Origin of the sequence: Lysinibacillus sp. FSL M8-0134 (assembly GCF_038069745.1) — a bacterium.
GTDB lineage: Bacteria > Bacillota > Bacilli > Bacillales_A > Planococcaceae > Lysinibacillus > Lysinibacillus irui.
In genome coordinates this window covers 368761-386679 of record NZ_JBBPAJ010000001.1, presented here as the reverse complement: position 1 = coordinate 386679, position 17919 = coordinate 368761, and the positions used below count along the sequence as shown (strand labels likewise).

General features: G+C 36.6%; 15 protein-coding genes. 8 read left to right on the top strand and 7 right to left on the bottom strand.

Translation table 11 applies throughout. The features are described from left to right. The 3 genes from MKY49_RS02040 to MKY49_RS02030 all read right to left on the bottom strand — a co-directional run bounded on the left by MKY49_RS02040 (position 1) and on the right by MKY49_RS02030 (position 5409). The gene (locus MKY49_RS02040) at positions 1-3783 is read right to left on the bottom strand and encodes a DEAD/DEAH box helicase (RefSeq protein WP_341385496.1); all 3783 of its coding nucleotides are present in this window, start codon (positions 3781-3783) and stop codon (positions 1-3) included. A 112-nt stretch (positions 3784-3895) separates the two neighbouring features. Further along, positions 3896-4450, bottom strand: coding sequence for an NADPH-dependent FMN reductase (locus MKY49_RS02035; protein WP_274795446.1), 555 nt, complete (start codon positions 4448-4450; stop codon positions 3896-3898). Positions 4451-4575: 125 nt separating this feature from the next. Then, positions 4576-5409 (bottom strand): oxidoreductase, encoded by an 834-nt coding sequence (locus MKY49_RS02030; RefSeq protein WP_274795445.1) that lies wholly within the window; start codon positions 5407-5409, stop codon positions 4576-4578. Between the two features lie 231 nt (positions 5410-5640). On the opposite strand from MKY49_RS02030, the gene MKY49_RS02025 reads away from it, so the two are divergent. The 5 genes from MKY49_RS02025 to MKY49_RS02005 all read left to right on the top strand — a co-directional run bounded on the left by MKY49_RS02025 (position 5641) and on the right by MKY49_RS02005 (position 9941). Then, the gene (locus MKY49_RS02025) at positions 5641-6687 is read left to right on the top strand and encodes a PseG/SpsG family protein (RefSeq protein ID WP_274795444.1); all 1047 of its coding nucleotides are present in this window, start codon (positions 5641-5643) and stop codon (positions 6685-6687) included. 198 nt (positions 6688-6885) lie between these two features. After that, on the top strand, positions 6886-7071 hold the full coding sequence (locus MKY49_RS02020; protein ID WP_274795443.1) for an SE1832 family protein: 186 nt from the start codon (positions 6886-6888) through the stop codon (positions 7069-7071). A gap of 34 nt (positions 7072-7105) precedes the next feature. Then, complete coding sequence (locus tag MKY49_RS02015) at positions 7106-8671, top strand: ABC-F family ATP-binding cassette domain-containing protein (protein ID WP_274795442.1); 1566 nt, start codon at positions 7106-7108, stop codon at positions 8669-8671. A 395-nt stretch (positions 8672-9066) separates the two neighbouring features. After that, positions 9067-9471: a transcriptional regulator Spx gene (gene spx / locus MKY49_RS02010; RefSeq protein ID WP_274795441.1), complete on the top strand. Its 405-nt coding sequence runs from the start codon at positions 9067-9069 to the stop codon at positions 9469-9471. 23 nt (positions 9472-9494) lie between these two features. Beyond that, complete coding sequence (locus MKY49_RS02005; protein WP_274795440.1) at positions 9495-9941, top strand: MarR family winged helix-turn-helix transcriptional regulator; 447 nt, start codon at positions 9495-9497, stop codon at positions 9939-9941. A 466-nt stretch (positions 9942-10407) separates the two neighbouring features. Here MKY49_RS02005 and MKY49_RS02000 read toward each other — a convergent pair whose 3' ends face one another. After that, the gene (locus MKY49_RS02000; RefSeq protein WP_155592487.1) at positions 10408-10956 is read right to left on the bottom strand and encodes an RNA polymerase sigma factor; all 549 of its coding nucleotides are present in this window, start codon (positions 10954-10956) and stop codon (positions 10408-10410) included. Positions 10957-11258: 302 nt separating this feature from the next. Beyond that, a complete protein-coding gene (locus MKY49_RS01995; protein ID WP_341385495.1) occupies positions 11259-12383 on the bottom strand; it encodes a helix-turn-helix domain-containing protein in 1125 nt (374 codons plus the stop codon). A gap of 190 nt (positions 12384-12573) precedes the next feature. Here MKY49_RS01995 and MKY49_RS01990 point away from each other — a divergent pair, with 190 nt between their 5' ends. The 3 genes from MKY49_RS01990 (at position 12574) to MKY49_RS01980 (ending at position 15138) form a co-directional block, all read left to right on the top strand. Beyond that, a complete protein-coding gene (locus tag MKY49_RS01990) occupies positions 12574-13329 on the top strand; it encodes an SDR family NAD(P)-dependent oxidoreductase (protein WP_274795438.1) in 756 nt (251 codons plus the stop codon). A gap of 20 nt (positions 13330-13349) precedes the next feature. Then, positions 13350-14093, top strand: a complete 744-nt coding sequence (locus MKY49_RS01985; RefSeq protein WP_274795437.1) for an SDR family NAD(P)-dependent oxidoreductase — start codon at positions 13350-13352, stop codon at positions 14091-14093. Between the two features lie 139 nt (positions 14094-14232). Further along, complete coding sequence (locus MKY49_RS01980) at positions 14233-15138, top strand: AraC family transcriptional regulator (RefSeq protein WP_341385494.1); 906 nt, start codon at positions 14233-14235, stop codon at positions 15136-15138. A 219-nt stretch (positions 15139-15357) separates the two neighbouring features. Here the strand turns inward: MKY49_RS01980 and dpaL are convergent, their stop codons facing one another. After that, positions 15358-16551, bottom strand: a complete 1194-nt coding sequence (gene dpaL, locus MKY49_RS01975) for a diaminopropionate ammonia-lyase (RefSeq protein ID WP_341385493.1) — start codon at positions 16549-16551, stop codon at positions 15358-15360. A 34-nt stretch (positions 16552-16585) separates the two neighbouring features. Next, positions 16586-17743 carry a M20 aminoacylase family protein gene (locus MKY49_RS01970; RefSeq protein ID WP_341385492.1) on the bottom strand — a complete coding sequence of 386 codons (1158 nt, stop codon included), beginning with the start codon at positions 17741-17743 and terminating at the stop codon, positions 16586-16588. Between the last annotated feature and the right edge of the window lie 176 nt (positions 17744-17919).

Sequence of the window (17919 nt, the reverse complement as noted above, 5' to 3'; positions counted from 1 at the left end):
CTACATCACCAATCCTTCATGATTACGCAAGCCGTTGTAGGATTTTACTGTATTTAATAAATTAGTATACATTTCTCTTGTATCTTGATGTTTTGCACGTTTCGCAAACATTTCAGCACTGCCAATAAGCAATAGTAACTCACGGGCACGAGATAACGCGACATTTAAGCGACGATAATCTTTTGCAAAGCCGATGTCTCCTCCTTTAGGAGTATTTCGAACCATACTCACTAAAATAACATCCATTTCCATACCTTGGAACTTATCAACTGTTCCTGTTCTAAACTGCAAATGCGGTAGCTGTAATTCTTGCTGTAGGAGACGATTTATTCTCTTTACCTGCTCACCGTAAAAACTAATGACACCAACACTTTTCTTTGCGTCTTGCGGTATTCGTCCTGCTTCTTTTGCTACCTTAACTGCATCATTTAAGTCTAATAAAATATGACGGATTGTTTGTAACTCTCCTTCATTATAACGACTTGTTCCACCCTTAACTTGCTCCTCTAAATAAGGTTTTTCAGTAGGGATATCAATCCAAAGTAAATGATCATGTCGTTTTACAAATTGCCCCTCTAAGCCATGATCCCTTGCTGCATCTGAATCTGGTAAACCACATTGTAAACCATTTTCCTCCTTCGCATAAAATGGTGTGATGCTTTGCATAATTTTTTCATGCATACGATATTGTAGTGCTAGCATTTGTTTATGTGTTGGAGGCAGATTATTAAATAAACGTTCAAATAATGACTCTCGTAATAGATTTTTCAATTCTTGTGCGCCTTCAAAATTCGGATTTTCTTCTAGCATCGCCTTTAAAGTTTCCTCCAGCGTATCGTCTCCTAACAGTGGAGGTAGCTGATGATGATCACCTACTAAAATAACTTTTTTTCCCTTAAGCATTGGTAGTAGTAGCTCTGGTGGTGTAGCCTTTGAAACTTCATCAATAACGACAACATCAAAAGTAGGATAATTCTCCATAAATTCTTTACTTGCGGACGCTACACATGTTGTTCCAATAACGTTCGCATGACGCACATACAATTTTCGAATTTCATCTAAATCATACTCTGTTGCGTTTTGAAGTTTTTCACGCCACTGTTCTTGTAGCTTTTTGCGAAGTGGTAGCTGTTTTTCCTGCCTGTGCAATGTTTCAATTGCTTGTTTGGAAGTTTGAATAGCTTCCATCACCTCTTCAGCCGTTCTCTCTGGCGTTGATTGCAAAAGTTTTGTATATGTTGCTAATTGCTTTTCTTTCTTCAATCCAGCTATATTAATGTCTTTTATCCGTTCTTCCATTTGTGCTAGCTGATGCTCTATATCATGTAAGCTTGTTGTGACAGTCTTCAGTGAGGCTTGCTTTGGCACTAGTTGAACTTTTGCCTGTTCCACTGTCTCTAGCTGCTTACTTGCTTGCTGTAGAGCTTCTCGAGATTGTGCTGAAAGTATCTTTAAATATTCAACTGATTCTTCTGGCTCCTCAGCAATTTGAAAAGTATTTGCTAATTGTTGTAAACGCTCTGTATGCTGTAAAAATGGTTGCAGCTGTCGTTGGTAACTTTGCACATCAAAGCTAGTTATTGCACACTCCTGATGAATTAAAGTCATGAGATTTTTTCGGAAAGAATCGTATTCCTGATCCTTATGCTCTTGTTGTTGTTTTAGTGCTACTCCCTTTTGCCAAACGTAATCACGACGCATATATAGCCCAAGCAAATAACTTTCGATCATATCATTTGCTGGTGCTTGGCCATCCTGAAACGCAGTGTTTAACTGTGCGAATACACCTGTAAGGTTTTGCAAAGAAAACGATTGTACTGGTTGCAATCTACTTTTAGCAAATGCTCGTTCCTTGACTTCATGAGTAACTAAAGCCTCTAGCTTCGCAATTGCCTTTTGTAGACGCGCATTGATTGTGGACCATGCCTCTAAATCTTTGGCATCTTCTAAATGTTGTAAGCGATTCATTTGATGTGACAGTACATGAGAAGGGCGAATTTGATAATGCTGTAAAAATCGCTCGATTAGCTCAAAGGATGTTAATGTATGGATATACTTTTGTGCTTCCTTCATGATAACTAGTCGATTACTTTCGATTTCATATTTATGTTGAATTTCTTGAAATTGCTGTGTTAGCTGCTGCTTTTGTTCTTGCAATTCCTTATATTGAGCTGCCGCTTCTAGTTGTTCCACTTTACGTGTAGTTTCTTGAATCGTACGTTGTAATTGCTCAACAGAAGGATAATCTGCAAGTGTCTGCTCAAGCTGCTGTACAATTGGTTCAATTTGTGCAAGCTGTTTCTCATAATGATCTTTTTGGGCTTCACTTGACTGTTGATCCGCCTTAGCAGCTTTTAATTCTTTTTTTAATGCTTGAATTTCCTGCTGTAAAATAGGTTCATCAATAGCCGCTTGCTCTTTTGCAGCTATTTCCTGTCTTAGTTGCTCTAGCCATTGCTCTAATTTTTCTAGTTCATTTTGTGCTTTTTCAACGTTTGCTTTTAACTCTTGCTCACGTTCTGGGAATACCAATATGGCCTCTTCAATTGCCGCCAACGTTTGTTCCCGCCACTGAAGAGCTACATTTTCCTCTATAAACTTTTTGCCTTCCTCCTCAATACTTTCCGTTCTACCATATCGTAAAATACGAATTTCTTGATTGGATAGCAACCGTCCTAATGCATTATCGACTGCTAAATTTGATTGCGACGCAACAAGTGTTTTTAAACCTGCCTTTACATTTTGCTGACAAATCTCTGAAATCACGGTTGTTTTCCCCGTACCTGGAGGACCTTGTATAACATATAAATCCTCAACAGATAATGCACCTAAAACAGCGCGTCGTTGATATTCATTTAAGTTATTATGAAACTCAATATCTTCATGTAGCTTGGACGCTCGGACTGTTGGACGCCGTTCAAACAGGATTGTTTCTAGATTAGGGTTCACTGCCTCTCCCTTCTCTAGCTTTGTAAAGCCGTTGCGTAGTCTTCTAATTTGACTTAGTGTCGCAAAATTACTGAAACTTGCTTGTTTCGAGCGTAGATTAAGCTGATCTTTACGAGCTAAATCCTGAACGAAAGGTTTTAAATCAATTTCAACTGTTTGCTTTCCAGCGTTCGCTTTTAAAACTTGTCCAATTTCACCGCGAACCCCTTGAATGCTTACACTTAATCCTTCTAACTGCTTCCATTCATTATTCTTTATGTAGGGACATACAATGGTTAACCGTGTAAAATCCTCGTTAAAATAGCTTTGCTTAAATTCGCTATGAATATCGTCAATGGTCGCATCGCGTTCTTGGATTTTTAAATAGCCTTCCCAACTAGCTATACGTTTTTTTACATATTCTGTACGTTCTTCCGCTATTGGAAGCTGTCTTATTTTCGTATGAAGCTCTAGTGGAATACCTGCACCATTGTTAGGTTTTGTAACAAATTGCAAGGCAGCCACTAATCGACGATTCGTATTGATTGGCCCACGCATATGGACAAAACGAATATTTGTCGCTAGCAATCCTTCCACCTTTAGCACACAATCCATAATAACGGTTTTCTCAGCAAGAAAATCGTGTAATTTTTCATTGTCTTGCGCATTAAAATAGATGGATAAAAATGTTTCACCAACTGTTTTAGCTTTCCGTTTTTCAATATAGACGGTAAAAGATCTTTGTAACGCAAAAAAGGCATGCTCGTTTGCTGAGCATTCCTCTACCGCTTCCTTCGCTTTATTGGTCAAAATAAGATTACAGCGTTGTTTTTCTAGTAAAGCGATGTCCTGCATGAGCAGCCCTCCCTCCTGTGTCACTAAAGTTTTATTTTATCACATCCCAAAAGAATACTTACAAAGAAAAATCCCCTGCACAGTGATTTCTTACCACCGTACAAGGGTTATTTTAATGTTGATCAATTGTTTCCTTCGGCAAATTCTTGCTCATTTCGCAATATTGAACAAATACACGTGCTAATTCACGTAACCGGCTGTGCACATCTTCATCTACAATTTTATTATCTGCATCAAAATGTGATGTGTGTGTGTATACATAGTTAGGCGTTACAAGAGCACGGAAGTAATCCAAAATCGGCTTTAATTGATTTTCGACTACAAGATGGTGCTGATATGTGCCTCCATTCGCAACAATGGATACTGGCTTATAACGCATTGTTTTAGGATGTAAGAAGTCGAAAGCATTTTTCAAAACACCTGGAATGGACGCTTGAAAAATAGGTGTTGCAATAATATAAGCGTCTGCTTCCTCAAATTGTTGAATCATTTTCTTCATATCATCGTTGAGTGGTGAACCATCCACAATTTGATGCTTATATTGACTAAAATGCATCATTTCTAACTCGAAACTAGCATCTAATTCTTTAATATATTGTTCCACTTGCTCTAAAATAGCACCTGTTTTACGACCAAACATTGTGCCATCAACGAGTAAAATTTTCATCTTTACTTTGCCTCCACATTCATCTTCTACAATAATATTGTAACAAATGAAAAGTGGCTCGGGAAGAATTGTAGTGTGGAAAGGAACAATTTCAGTCTTTAGGCGGAACGGAAACACTATTTACATTATTTTTTCTCTTGATCGCGATGCCGAAAATGGACTTCCTTATCAATAACTGTTTCCTCAAGCTTATATTTATCTCGATTAATAACTACATCACGATTTACTTTCTCGCCTTCATGTAGCTTATCCCAGTTAAATAATACCTCTCTTGAAATGGTATCTTCTGAAGCTTCGGGATACTCGCATGTTGCTAATTCATCTGACGAATAAATGGTGACTGACTGCTGCTTACCATATAAGGCAATGATGATCATAGCCTTAGCCACCTGTGAGGCATCAATTGCTCTAGAGCGTTTAAAAGGTCCTATTAGTAGAGGATGTGCAAACTTTAATAGTTTTTCTCCTACCTTTTCCCCTAATCGAAATTCATCCCGATCTCCTACTAACAGTGATGGTCGGATAATAGAAAGCCTCTGTAAACCCAACTCCACTAAATCATGCTCTAGTTTTCCTTTAACCCGATTATAGTAAAAAGGCGAATTTTCATTGGCTCCCATTGCTGTGATGACGATAAAATGAGGAATGCCACGTTTTTTTGCTAAGGAGGCAATTGCTAATGGATATTCAAAATCTACCTTTTCAAACATCTCACGAGAACCTGCTTTTTTTATAGTTGTTCCTAAGCAACAATACAATTCATGAGCAAATTCAATATCTTGTTCTTCTATCTGATCAAAATCACAAATTTTCACTTCTAGCTTTGGATGTGTAAAAGTTGGTTTTCTCCGTGCAATAACTGTTACTGAAACATATTCATTATTGTTACATAGTTGTTCAACAAGAGAGGAACCCGTTAAACCTGTTGCCCCTACAACAATCGCCGCACGCATGCTCATGCTTCTCCCCTCCTTCTCCATAATTTACATTAACGTATGTTTCTTTCCTTATCTTGGCCTTACTATATATATCGACCAATTTTATGATGATTAAAAAGTTAATTATGATGTCCTTCAAGATAGCAATTTAGAAGATTCTCTAAAGTCCATCGTGACCAAATCCTAAATTTTACACATACTTGTTCTTTCTTCGCCATAATTTAAAGAGACAGAGGAAAGGGTGGGATACATTTGCAAAAAGAAACGCAAGCAATTGAACCAAAAAAAACGATTGTTTTCATTATTGAAAGCTGTATTGATAAAGGGCTGTATCCTTTTGAACGGGTTTCAACATTAGCTAAGCTACTTACTAATGAGAAAGTTCTTATATTTGTAAAGACTCCTTCGAATGAAGGTATTCAAATTTTAATGAATGAAGGTCTTTCTCCTATTTTATTTGACCATTTTAACGAACTGCCTAAGCAAATTAAAGGAATTCAGCCTGATTTAATTGTCAGAGATGGGCGTAACTCTGAAAGCTGGCAAGTACAAGATTTACGACCTTTCTGTAAAACCATTATTCACTTCGATGACTTTGGTGAAGGTGGTCAAGCCTGTGATTGTGTATTACTAGCACTCTATCAAGAAGTTAAAGATTATTTACCGTCGCATTATATTGGCGGAAGTTTTGTTTTTGCACTACCAGAAGCTTATCAACAGTTTGACGACATCCCTGACAATAAAACACCTGAAAACCCTCCCCATATCGTTGTTGCTTTCGAAGATGGGGACGAGCATAATTTAACCTACCGAACACTTCGACACTTAACTCAACTACAAATCCCACTACAAATTACAGTTATGATTGACGATAGCTATCGCCATGCAACAGATGATTTGCAAATGATGGTTCTAAGTCGTCGCAATACCGCTATTCTTCGCGATAAAAACGCACTCCTTAAACTATTACCGAAAGCTGATGTCATTATTTGTAATGCTAACTATACACCTTATAAAATTGCTTCTTATGGTGTGCCCTGCATTACACTTGCACAAACTGAAGCTGAACTACTACATGCTTTCCCTCGGGAGCATAACGGCTTCATTCATCTTGGACTTGGTCGTAAAATGAAGCAATCACAAATCCAAAATGCTGTTATGGAGTTCCTTTTACATGAAGCTCGCAGTGAACGGGCTGTAAGAAAGCAGCGACAACTCAATCTTGCAGCAAACAACGAAACACTCCAAGCTTTACTTTTAGATTTTGCTTATGATCGTCATAATATCGCTTCTACTTAGTGCTACTTCGAAGATGATTATGATACAATATATAAGAATTTTTCACTCCAGCTCTTCTTGTGAAAGTTGGAACATAGGCAGATTCAAAAATTATCAGAACCCGATTGATTTAAATTATAAGCGGTGGGGGCTCAAAAAAACCTCCATCGCTTTTACACGCATTCGCTATACAAACATTCTCATAAAGGAGTCATAATCATGCCAACAAAAAGCGATATTGAATACCAAATTAAAGAGTTAAAAATGGACTATATGAATTTACAAGGTGATATCGAAAAATTAGAGTCTACTGGGCACAACGATCAGGTATCAAAAGCAGAGCAACGCCTTGCTAATATGGAAGCTAAGCTAGCAGAACTTAATAAACAATTAGCTGAACTATAAAATGTAAACACGAAGGATAGTTGGAGGAACTAATATGGCAATATTAACAGTTGAAAATTTAGGTCATTCTTTTGGTGATCGTACACTCTTTAAAGATGTTTCGTTTCGATTAGTAGAAGGTGATCACATTGGACTCGTAGGAGCTAACGGTGTAGGTAAATCTACATTAATGGGCATCATAACGGGGCAAACAATTCATGATACAGGAAAAGTTGAGTGGCTTCCTGGTACACATTATGGGTATCTAGACCAACATACTGTACTAACTGCTGGCAGAACAATGCGTGAGGTGCTACGCGATGCCTTTTTACCATTATACAAAAAAGAAGAAGAGCTAAATGACATTACAGGGAAAATGGCAGAAGCATCACCTGAAGAATTAGAGGTTCTGCTAGAGCAAATGGCGGAAGTTCAAGATGCACTCGATGCGGGCGATTTCTATTCTCTTGATATGAAAATTGAAGAGGTTGCACGCGGACTTGGTCTTGATGCCATTGGCTTAGAACGTGATGTAGCTGCCCTTTCTGGTGGACAACGTACAAAGGTTTTACTAGCAAAGCTGTTATTAGAAAAACCGAAAGTCCTATTACTAGATGAGCCTACGAACTATTTAGATGAGGAACATATTACTTGGCTAAAGAACTATTTAAAAAACTATCCATATGCATTCCTCTTAATTTCACATGATACAGAATTTATGAACGAGACAGTGGATGTTATTTTCCAACTTGAGTTTTCAAAATTAACGCGGTATACAGCAACCTATGAAAAATTCCTAGAGCTTGCTGAAATTAATAAACGCCAGCATATTGAAGCATATGAAAAGCAACAGGAATTTATCAAGAAACAAGAGGACTTTATCGCTAAAAATAAAGCGCGCTATTCTACTACTGGACGTGCAAAATCTCGTGCTAAGCAGCTCGATCGTTTAGAACGAATTGATCGACCAGAGACGGCTGTAAAACCTGAATTTGGTTTTAAAGAAGCACGTTCATCTGGCCGCTATGTTGTAGAGGCTGAAAATTTAGTCATAGGTTACGATAAGGACAAGCCATTGCTTCCTCCACTAACTTTTGCCATTGAACGTGGCGAAAAGATCGCGCTAGTTGGCATGAATGGTGTAGGTAAATCAACATTACTAAAAACGATGCTAGGGAAAATTAATCCCCTTGGCGGGAAAGTGGTTCGAGGTGATTACCTTTATCCATCTTACTTTGAGCAAGAGGTTAAAGCAGAGAAAATCACTCCAATTGATGATGTGTGGAATGCCTTTCCTTCTATGGAACAAGCGCAGGTTCGTGCCGCTTTAGCAAGAGCTGGTTTAAAAACGGACCATATTACACGCCCACTCAATTCATTATCTGGTGGTGAGCAAGCGAAAGTTCGTTTATGTAAATTAATGATGGAAGAAGCTAACTGGCTTCTTTTTGACGAACCGACAAACCATTTAGATGTAGATGCAAAAAATGAACTAAAACGTGCTATGAAAGAATTTAAAGGCACCATCGTACTAGTAAGCCATGAACCAGAATTCTATGACGGGCTAGTAACAAAGGTTTGGAATGTACAAGATTGGTTCACTTCTGGACAACAAAGCTAATATCAAGAGCAGTTCCCACATATTATAGGGGCTGCTCTTTTAATTTTTTTGAAATTACTATGTATAATTAGACATCTTTAAACATAATATAATCAGTGGACTAACAATTTACATTTATATTTTATAATCTCTCTCCTCTAGGACAAGCCCGTGGGTAACCCAAAACTCATTACACCAAGACACTATACTTACATCATTGTAAGCTGAATAAATGAAACCTTTTGCTGTATGCTTCGTATACTTAATATAACTAAAAAAATATTTTGCTATTGAGAAAATATTTCAATTAACTATTGATTTATATATAGCTTACTAGTAAGATATATATAGACCACTTAACTTACTAATAAGCTATTTGTAAAATATAATCTAAAAAAGAAAGCGAGGAATGAAGAATGACAGTTACAATTTACTCACAAGCGAGCTGTTCTTCATCCAGAAAAGCACTTAAATGGTTAAAAGATCACAACATTGAATATAAAGAAAAACGTATTACATCTCACCCTCTTACTCTTGCAGAATTTAAAGAAATTCTAAGTATGACGGAAGATGGCACAGATGAAATTATCGCAACTAACTCGAATGATTTTAAAAACTTAAATATCGATATTGAACAACTTTCTATTCAAGAGCTATTCGCTATTATCCAGGCACACCCAAGAATGTTGCGAAGCCCTATTTTAATAGATGAAAAACGTATTCAAGTTGGTTACAATGAGATGGACATCCGTCGTTTTATCCCACGTAAAGTGCGTGCATACGAATTAAATGCGATGACAAGATTGGCACAAGAAAGCTAAAACAGTTTTGGAGATGACCTTCTATGGATCAAGAAAAACAAAAAGCCATTACCTCATTGTTTGAAGTCGTTTCATCTATTGAGCGTAAGTGGGCAAACGAGTGGAATAATCATAATGTGCTCGGCTTTTCAAAATCCCATATTTTAATTTTAGACTACTTATCGCAGGAGGGCCCAAAACGCCCTTCTGCTATTGCTGAGCGGTTAAAAGTAACCACTGGTGGCGTCACAGTGTTAACAACAAAGCTTATTAATGGAGGCTTTATTGAAAAAACACAGCACGCTACAGACCGACGAGCTTCTCAACTTGTCATAACTGCTGAAGGAGAAAATATCTTAAAAGAATCTCGTCAACAAGTGAGCGAAATTATTAACAATATGTTTGGGATGCTAACAGCAGAAGAACTGCAAACATTACGAAATATTTTTTCTAAATGTCTATTGGATGTTGAGACGAATCGATCAGAATAAAGAACTCAAAACAATCTATAGCATTTTTGTAAAAGGTAAAAAAGGCTTACCCTTTCGCAAAAATGTTATTTTTTGGCAAAGGTCTCGCATACAAAATGAAAGTGTTTACTCATTTTATTGTTATTGTGACTAATTATAGAGAGCCTTTCCTTTCTCTAAAAATAGTTATAATGAGCATAAAGCCTTTGTAGCTTAGTTGATTGGAGAGGAGACAATGTCACTTCTATGTGCTCCCAGATGAGACCCTTGAGCGAACAAAGTGAAATGACTCATCGGACTCTCGCCTGAAATGGGAGCCGGCGGAACGAAAATCAGCCCAGTCAAAAGGTCTTTTTCTATTAGTTACCTCATTTCTTTCACAACATGAAAAGATGCATTCGCAAATATTTGCGAATGCATCTTTTTTTGATTAGCCGAACGAATACTTCTGTCTAAGTACTTGTGGTAGGCGACCAATCGGCTTTTATTACGCTGGTAGCACAGATTCCACAATAGCTGTATCCGACATGAGCATTTCTTTTAAACGAGCCTTTGCACGGAACAAACGAGACTTCACAGTTCCTATGGAAACTTTCATAATCGTAGAGATTTCTGCAAGTGAATATTGGTCTATGTAGAAATACCATAAAGTTTTTCGATAAATGGCATCTAATTGCTCCATTTTATCTTGGACTAGTTTTGTGACAATATCCTTTTCAATTTTTTCTTCTGTTGAAATATCATTATTGGGAACCAAATCTAAAATCGGTACGTCTAATGTTTCAGGTTGGTTCATCATATATTTACTACGACGCACTTTTTTACGATAGCGGTCTCTAAAAGTATTCATTGTAATAGTTGTTAGCCAAGCTTTAATATGCTCCACCTCAGCAACGCTGTCTTCATAGCGTACAACCTTAACCCAAACTTCTTGCATTAAATCCTCAGCTTCTACATTATTGCGAGTTAGTTTTAAACATAAGTGATATATATAACGATTGTACTCCTCGTATACGCCTTCTAATTTTTCATTCATTGTGTATGCCTCCGCTTCTTGTTCTTGCTTCTATACACATTCTCGCAAAATAATGTATTACACTCTATCGCATTGGCTTTCAATTTCATTACAATCGTGTAAGCTTAAACGCTTTTGCTTGTAATATTCGTAAAAATTGTTTTACTACTATATTTCTTTCCCTGCAGCGGATAACTAGATGACAATACTTCCCTATTTTCATAACTATATTTTAAATAATAATTATTTTCAGAAAGGTGTTGAGACATTTTAGGTAGACAACATACTAAAAATGCACTCCTAGCAGAAGTGCATGTGTTTGTTTAGCTTAACAGTCCTAGACGAAAAGCAGAGGCAACGACCTGTGTTCGATTTTTCGCTTTGAGTTTTGTCATTAGACTACTTACATAATCTCTGACTGTATGCTCACTTAAAAACAAGAAACCGCCAATTTTTTTATTGTCATAGCCTTCAGCAAGCAAGCCAAGTATCATTGACTCCCTTTCTGTTAAATGTAGCTCTGTATTTTTTTCTACCTTCTCACCCTTACGCGATAAAAATAACCCTAGACGATTTCCCACTTCTTCTAGAAGCAATAACTCTTCTTTTGTACAATCAAATTCTTCACCTAGCTGATCGAATGTCAGCCATCCAAATAACTGGTCTCGTCGCATAATAGGGATAAAAATAATGGAGGATAAATTAAATAACTGAATATGCTCCTCCTTCACGTAATTTTTAGGGTTTTTTAAATAAATGGGTTTTTTTGAACTAAGTATCGTGTTATCCCCAGTTAGCTGCCCTTTCATACTTTGCACCTTAGAAAGCTCTGCTCCAATAACTCCATAAAATTGATTGGACCATGGGACATAAGCGTAAAAAACGCATCTTTTATAACTAAAATACTCTTCGCATTTTTTTAAAATATAGGCTAAGTCCTGATAACCTGTGGAACTAATCAACAATTTATCAAGCTTATCCAGTAACTGTAAATACTTCAATTCCTGATTATCTGTAGATCGATAATTAGCATTGTGATCTTCCCCATAGTAAAGCTGTACTAGAAACGTAAATTTTGATAGCACATACATTAAGATGGCGTTCGTTCGGCTACTCTTTTGCTGAATCATAAAGGTAATCAATGCTTTCTCAAAAATTAATTGAAATAAATTAAAGCTCTTCTTATCAATAATAGACAGCTGTGATTGAAGCCACGTAGTAAAAAATGATTTATCATCTTCATTTAATTCATCAATGTTTGTATGTGTCGTTAAGCGTAAAAACGAATCCAGTAGCATAGCTACCCTTTTTTGATCAGATTCGGCTATAGAAGGTTCTAGATTAAGATAAATATTTGTATTCTCTTCAATTTGTTTATGATGAATTTTAATAAATAACACAAATTCCTGCAGTGTTACTTCTTCAACTGACTGAAACGGATGCGTCATAGGAAAATCTTCTCCTTCACACTAAAATACCCCTATAAATGGAGGATATTCACTCACTATATTATACAGCATCTTATAGGATAGTATTTCAAATTGAAAGGAGTAAGATGAAAGTATCGCTAAACAATGCGAATACTTTTGAATCCTTAGGTAACCATAAAACCGAAATAATGAAAGGTGCGTGCTAGCAATGAGACTGGAAAATAAAGTAGCCATTATTACAGGTGGAGGTACAGGAATCGGGAAAGAAACGGCACTATTATTTGCTAAAGAAGGAGCAAAAGTAGTCATTACTGATATAAATGAACAATCTGGTAACGACACAATCCGAGATATTCAAGCTATTGGCGGAGAAGCATTATTTGTTCGTCATGATGTTAGCAATGAAGATGACTGGAAAAAAGTCGCGGACGAAACAATAAAAACATTTAACAAAGTAGATATCCTATTCAACAATGCGGGTATTTATATTATTAAACCACTCGCTGAGATCGAACTATCTGATTGGAATCGTTTAATGTCCATTAATGTAACAGGTGTCTTCCTAGGTATGAAGCACATTATGCCACTTATGGCTAAACAAAATAAAGGTTCTGTTATAAATGCTTCTTCTATTGCTGGTCTAACAGGCGCTGCTGGACATGTATTATATGGAGCTAGTAAAGGCGCTGTTCGCATTATGACTAAAGATGCCGCAATGGAATATGCCCCATATGGTGTACGCGTCAACTCTATTCATCCTGGCTATATTGATACAGGTATGGCAGATTATGCATCAGCATCAATAGGAAGCTCTAAAGATGAGTTAGGGAAAAACTTGTTCCCATTAGGTCGTTTAGGCTCTGTCAAAGAAGTAGCGCAAACCGTTCTATTTTTAGCTTCTGATGAATCTTCATTCTCAACCGGTGCTGAATTCGTTATTGATGGTGGAGCAACTGCAAAATAACAATAAAGGTGGTCTTTAAAATGAAATTACAAGATAAAGTAGCGATCGTAACAGGCGGTGCTAGTGGTATCGGTGAGGCTACAGTACGCCTCTTTGTCCAAGAAGGTGCCCAAGTAGTCATTGCCGATTTTTCTGACCGTGGTCAAAGTATCTCAGAAGAATTAAATGGTGCAGGTTTTGATACATTATTCATAAAAACAGATGTAACAAACGAAGAAGACATTCAAAATATGATTAAGGAAACAGTTAATAAATACGGTAAACTTGATATTATGTATGCAAATGCTGGCGTAGCAGATGATGCACCGGCACATGAGCTATCGTTCGAAAAATGGAAAAGAACCATTGATATTAATTTATCAGGTGTATTTCTTTCTGATAAATATGCAATTGAACAATTCCTTGCCCAAGGAACTGGTGGCGTTATTGTCAATGCTGGTTCCATTCATAGTTTCGTTGCCTTACCAAATCCTACAGCCTATTCATCTGCAAAAGGCGGAGTAAAATTATTAACTCAAAATTTATGTACAGCTTACGCTAAACAAGGCATTCGTGTAAATGCAGTATGTCCTGGCTATATTGATACACCCTTACTTGCTGAAGTAGATGCTCAAAAGAAAGAATATTTAGCGTCCCTTCATCCTCAAGGTCGTCTTGGTAAACCAGAAGAAATTGCCAAAGCTGTACTTTTCTTAGCGAGCGACGACTCAAGCTTTGTCAATGGTACAACTCTACTTGTCGATGGTGGCTACACTGCTCATTAATAAACATAAAGGGTCTGAATTCGGTTTTTTTCCGAATTTCAGGCGCTTTTTTTTAGGTTTGAAAACCAGCTAACATAAGTGACAAAAAAAGAAAAAATTAATTATAATAATCCAAAAGAAAAGTATTGGGGTGATACTTATGCAAAAGATTATTGTATCAACTGATGAAAATTTAAGAGAATTAACAAAACATCATACTTTTGTTATGCCCATTGCATGCTATAAATCAGTCATCTCAAACGATAACTCTAATCATATATATGGTTACGTTCCCCTTCATTGGCATGAAGAAATTCAATTTGTTTCCGTTTTACAGGGTGAAGGAATTTTTCAAGTAAATGAGGAATACATCGAACTTAAAGAAGGAGATGGTTTGTTTATAAATAGCGGTCGATTGCATATGTCAAAAAGTAATACAAGTTGCACTTTTATCTGCTTAAACGTCTCTCCTCACTATATTTTATCGCAAGAGCTCTATAATATTTATGTAAAACCGTATATAGAAGCAACTAATTTACCCTATATCCTAATAAATACGGATGAACTTTGGGGAAAGAATATCTTAAATGCTATTTATCAAATATATCAATATATTGATCAAAAACCACAAAAATATGAGGTTGATATATCAATTAAGTTAACGTTTATTTGGAGGAATTTAATCGCTAGTGGTTTTCAATTAGAATTTATAGAATCAGAAGAATTGAAAAACAATAGAGTTAAAGGAATGCTAAGTTGGATTCATCAATATTATATGGAAAAGATATCGTTAGCAGATATAGCACGTGCAGGGCAGCTTAGTAAATCGGAATGCTGTAGATATTTTAAACGATATTTTAAAATGAGCCCTTTAAATTATGTGATCGATTATCGCATTAAAAAAAGCTTATATTTATTACAGCGAAGTGATGTTTCTGTTACGGAAGTCGCTTATCAAGTAGGATTTAATAGTACGAGTTATTACATTAGCAAATTTAAAGAAATAATGCGTACGACTCCATTAGCCTATCAAAAAAAGATTTTAAATAACGGACCTTCAAATTAAAAGGTTTAAGTCCTATAAACAACGGACTTAAACCTTTAATTTAGGAAAATATTACTCCCCCTTCTGGAAACTCTCCTGTTTTAGGGTTTATAGTAAGCTGCCATGACACGAATAAAAAATCTCCAGCTTTAATTGCTTGTCAATAAGGACCAATTGCTGCTGATGCCTTATCTGTTGATACTTTTTCAATACTCATTATGCTATCTCCTATAGGATGGTTTATATTGAATATGCCCCATCCCATACAACCTTTTTATAATGTGTGGCGTCCGTATCACCTTCCGTGCTAAAGAATAGAATTTTTGAATCTGCAGTAAGGTTTAATTGTTCCTTTAATTCTGCGTACTGGTTTCGTCTTAAAATTTCGCTTACAGCCCCTACCCCAACTGCCCCAGATTCACCTGAAATAACTTGTACATCACCCTTAATCGGTGCTGCTAAAATTCTCATTCCTTGCGCAGCGATGTTGTCTGGGCAGGAAAGAAAGGCGTCAGCATAATCTTTTAAAATTTCCCAACCTAATGTACTTGGTTCACCGCAAGCCAACCCTGCCATAATGGTATCCATATCACCTTTTACATAGTGTAGTTCACCATCATTTGCTTCCGCCGTTTTAAATATACAATTTGCCTTGTCTGGTTCTACAACAACGGTAATTGGGCGCTCTTCACCATAAACGTTTGCGAAGAAACCTTGAACTGTTGCTGCTAGTGAGCCAACACCAGCTTGAATAAAGATATGTGTAGGCTTTTCACCTATCTCCTTAAGCTGCTCATATGTTTCTACCACCATTGTGATATAGCCTTGCATAATTCTCTTTGGTATTTCCTCGTAGTTTTCCCATGCCGTGTCCTGGACCAATACCCAATTATTTTTCTCAGCATGTTCAGCAGCTAAACGAACCGTATCATCATAATTAACAGAAGTAATAGATGCATTAGCTCCTAAGTTTTTAATATGTTGTAATCTTTCCTCAGAAGATCCTTTAGGCATATACACAACAGATTTTTGTTCCAATTTTTTTGCTGTCCATGCGACACCTCTGCCGTGATTTCCATCAGTTGCAGTAATAAAAGTTATTTCGCCTAATTTTTCTTTCACTTCAGGTGAAACAAGCTTGTCGTAAGATACATTGGCAGGATCAATATTTAATTGACTTGCTAAGTGTTGTCCAATCGCATAGGAACCACCTAAAGCTTTAAATGCGTTCAATCCAAAGCGATATGATTCATCTTTGACAAATACTTTGCTAACATTTAATTCCTGAGCCAACTTATTTAAAACAGCTAAAGGTGTTGGTTCATACTGTGGGAAACTTTTGTGAAATGTATGCACTTTTTGAGCTTCCTCTACGCCTAAAAAATCAATGTTAATACTAGGTTTTTTCTTTCTATTAAGCTTTACTAACTTCATATTTAATCATCTCCAATTCTCTGTAAGCAATCTATTATTTTGCTAGACATAGTTTAATAATTTCAGCAAAGAATTCAGCACCTGTTTCTAAGATTGCGTCATTGTAATCGTAATGGGAGTTATGCAGTGGAATGACTTCTTCATCTTCATCTTTACTTCCAAGGAATACAAAGCAGCCGGGAATTTCCTCTATAAATTTACCAAAATCCTCCGAGGCCATGATTGGTACACAATCACTGTTTGTATTTTCTACACCAACAACATTGTTAGCTGCTATGATAGCCGTTTCATTGCATTCATCCCAGTTAATTGTCGGTGAAAATTCATGAGTATACTCAAATTCGCACTCTGCACCGTGCATGGCACATATACTTTCACAAATACTTCTCATTCTTTCTTCTAAAAGTTTTTGAACTTCTGGAGTAAAGCTCCTCGTATCTCCTTTAATTTCTACATTAGAGGGAATTGCATTTCGAATTCCATCTGAATGAATTTCTGTACATGATACAACTGCTGTTTGAAGCGGATCTAGATTTCTCGACACTACTGTTTGAAGTGCAAGAATAATTTCTGCTGCTATTACTAAAGGATCAATACCCATATGTGGACTTGATGAATGTGAGCCTTTTCCTTTAATTCGAATAACAAAGTTATCTTCGCTAGCCATGATCGGACCTGACTTAGTATGAATCGTTCCAACTGGTAATCCCGGCATATTATGCAGGCCGTAAATTGCGTCAACTGGGAAGCGTTCAAATAATTTATCGTCCATCATCGCTTGAGCACCTTTTCCAATTTCCTCAGCAGGTTGAAAGATGAATCGAACAGTACCATTAAAGTTTTTTCGAGTAGAAAGTAATTTAGCGGCTCCTAATAAAGTAGTCATGTGACCATCATGTCCACATGCATGCATTTTTCCTTGATGTTCTGAGCAATAAGGAAGTTTCTTCACTTCCATTAGATTTAATGCATCCATATCAGCTCGTAATCCAATAATCCCGTTCCCTTCTCCAACAGTAAGGCTTGCTACAACACCTGTACGCCCGATATTTTCATGTACCTCTAAACCCATCTTTTTGAGTTCTTGTGCTATATAAGCCGATGTTTTTACTTCCTCGAAAGCAGTCTCAGGAATTCTGTGTAATTGTTGTCGCCATTCTTGTAGTTGTTTTTTAAATTCTGCGTTACTCATCATATACCCCCTGATTTTTATCGAATAATTCCGATTATCACAACAAGGAATTCCATGCTGCCATCCCCCTACTTTGTGATTTGTATAAATGAAACTTTTAGTATACTCTCCTCCCTCTACAGGCATTTTAATCTTTAGTTAATTCTAAAATATATAAGGTTATTATTTAATTTTAT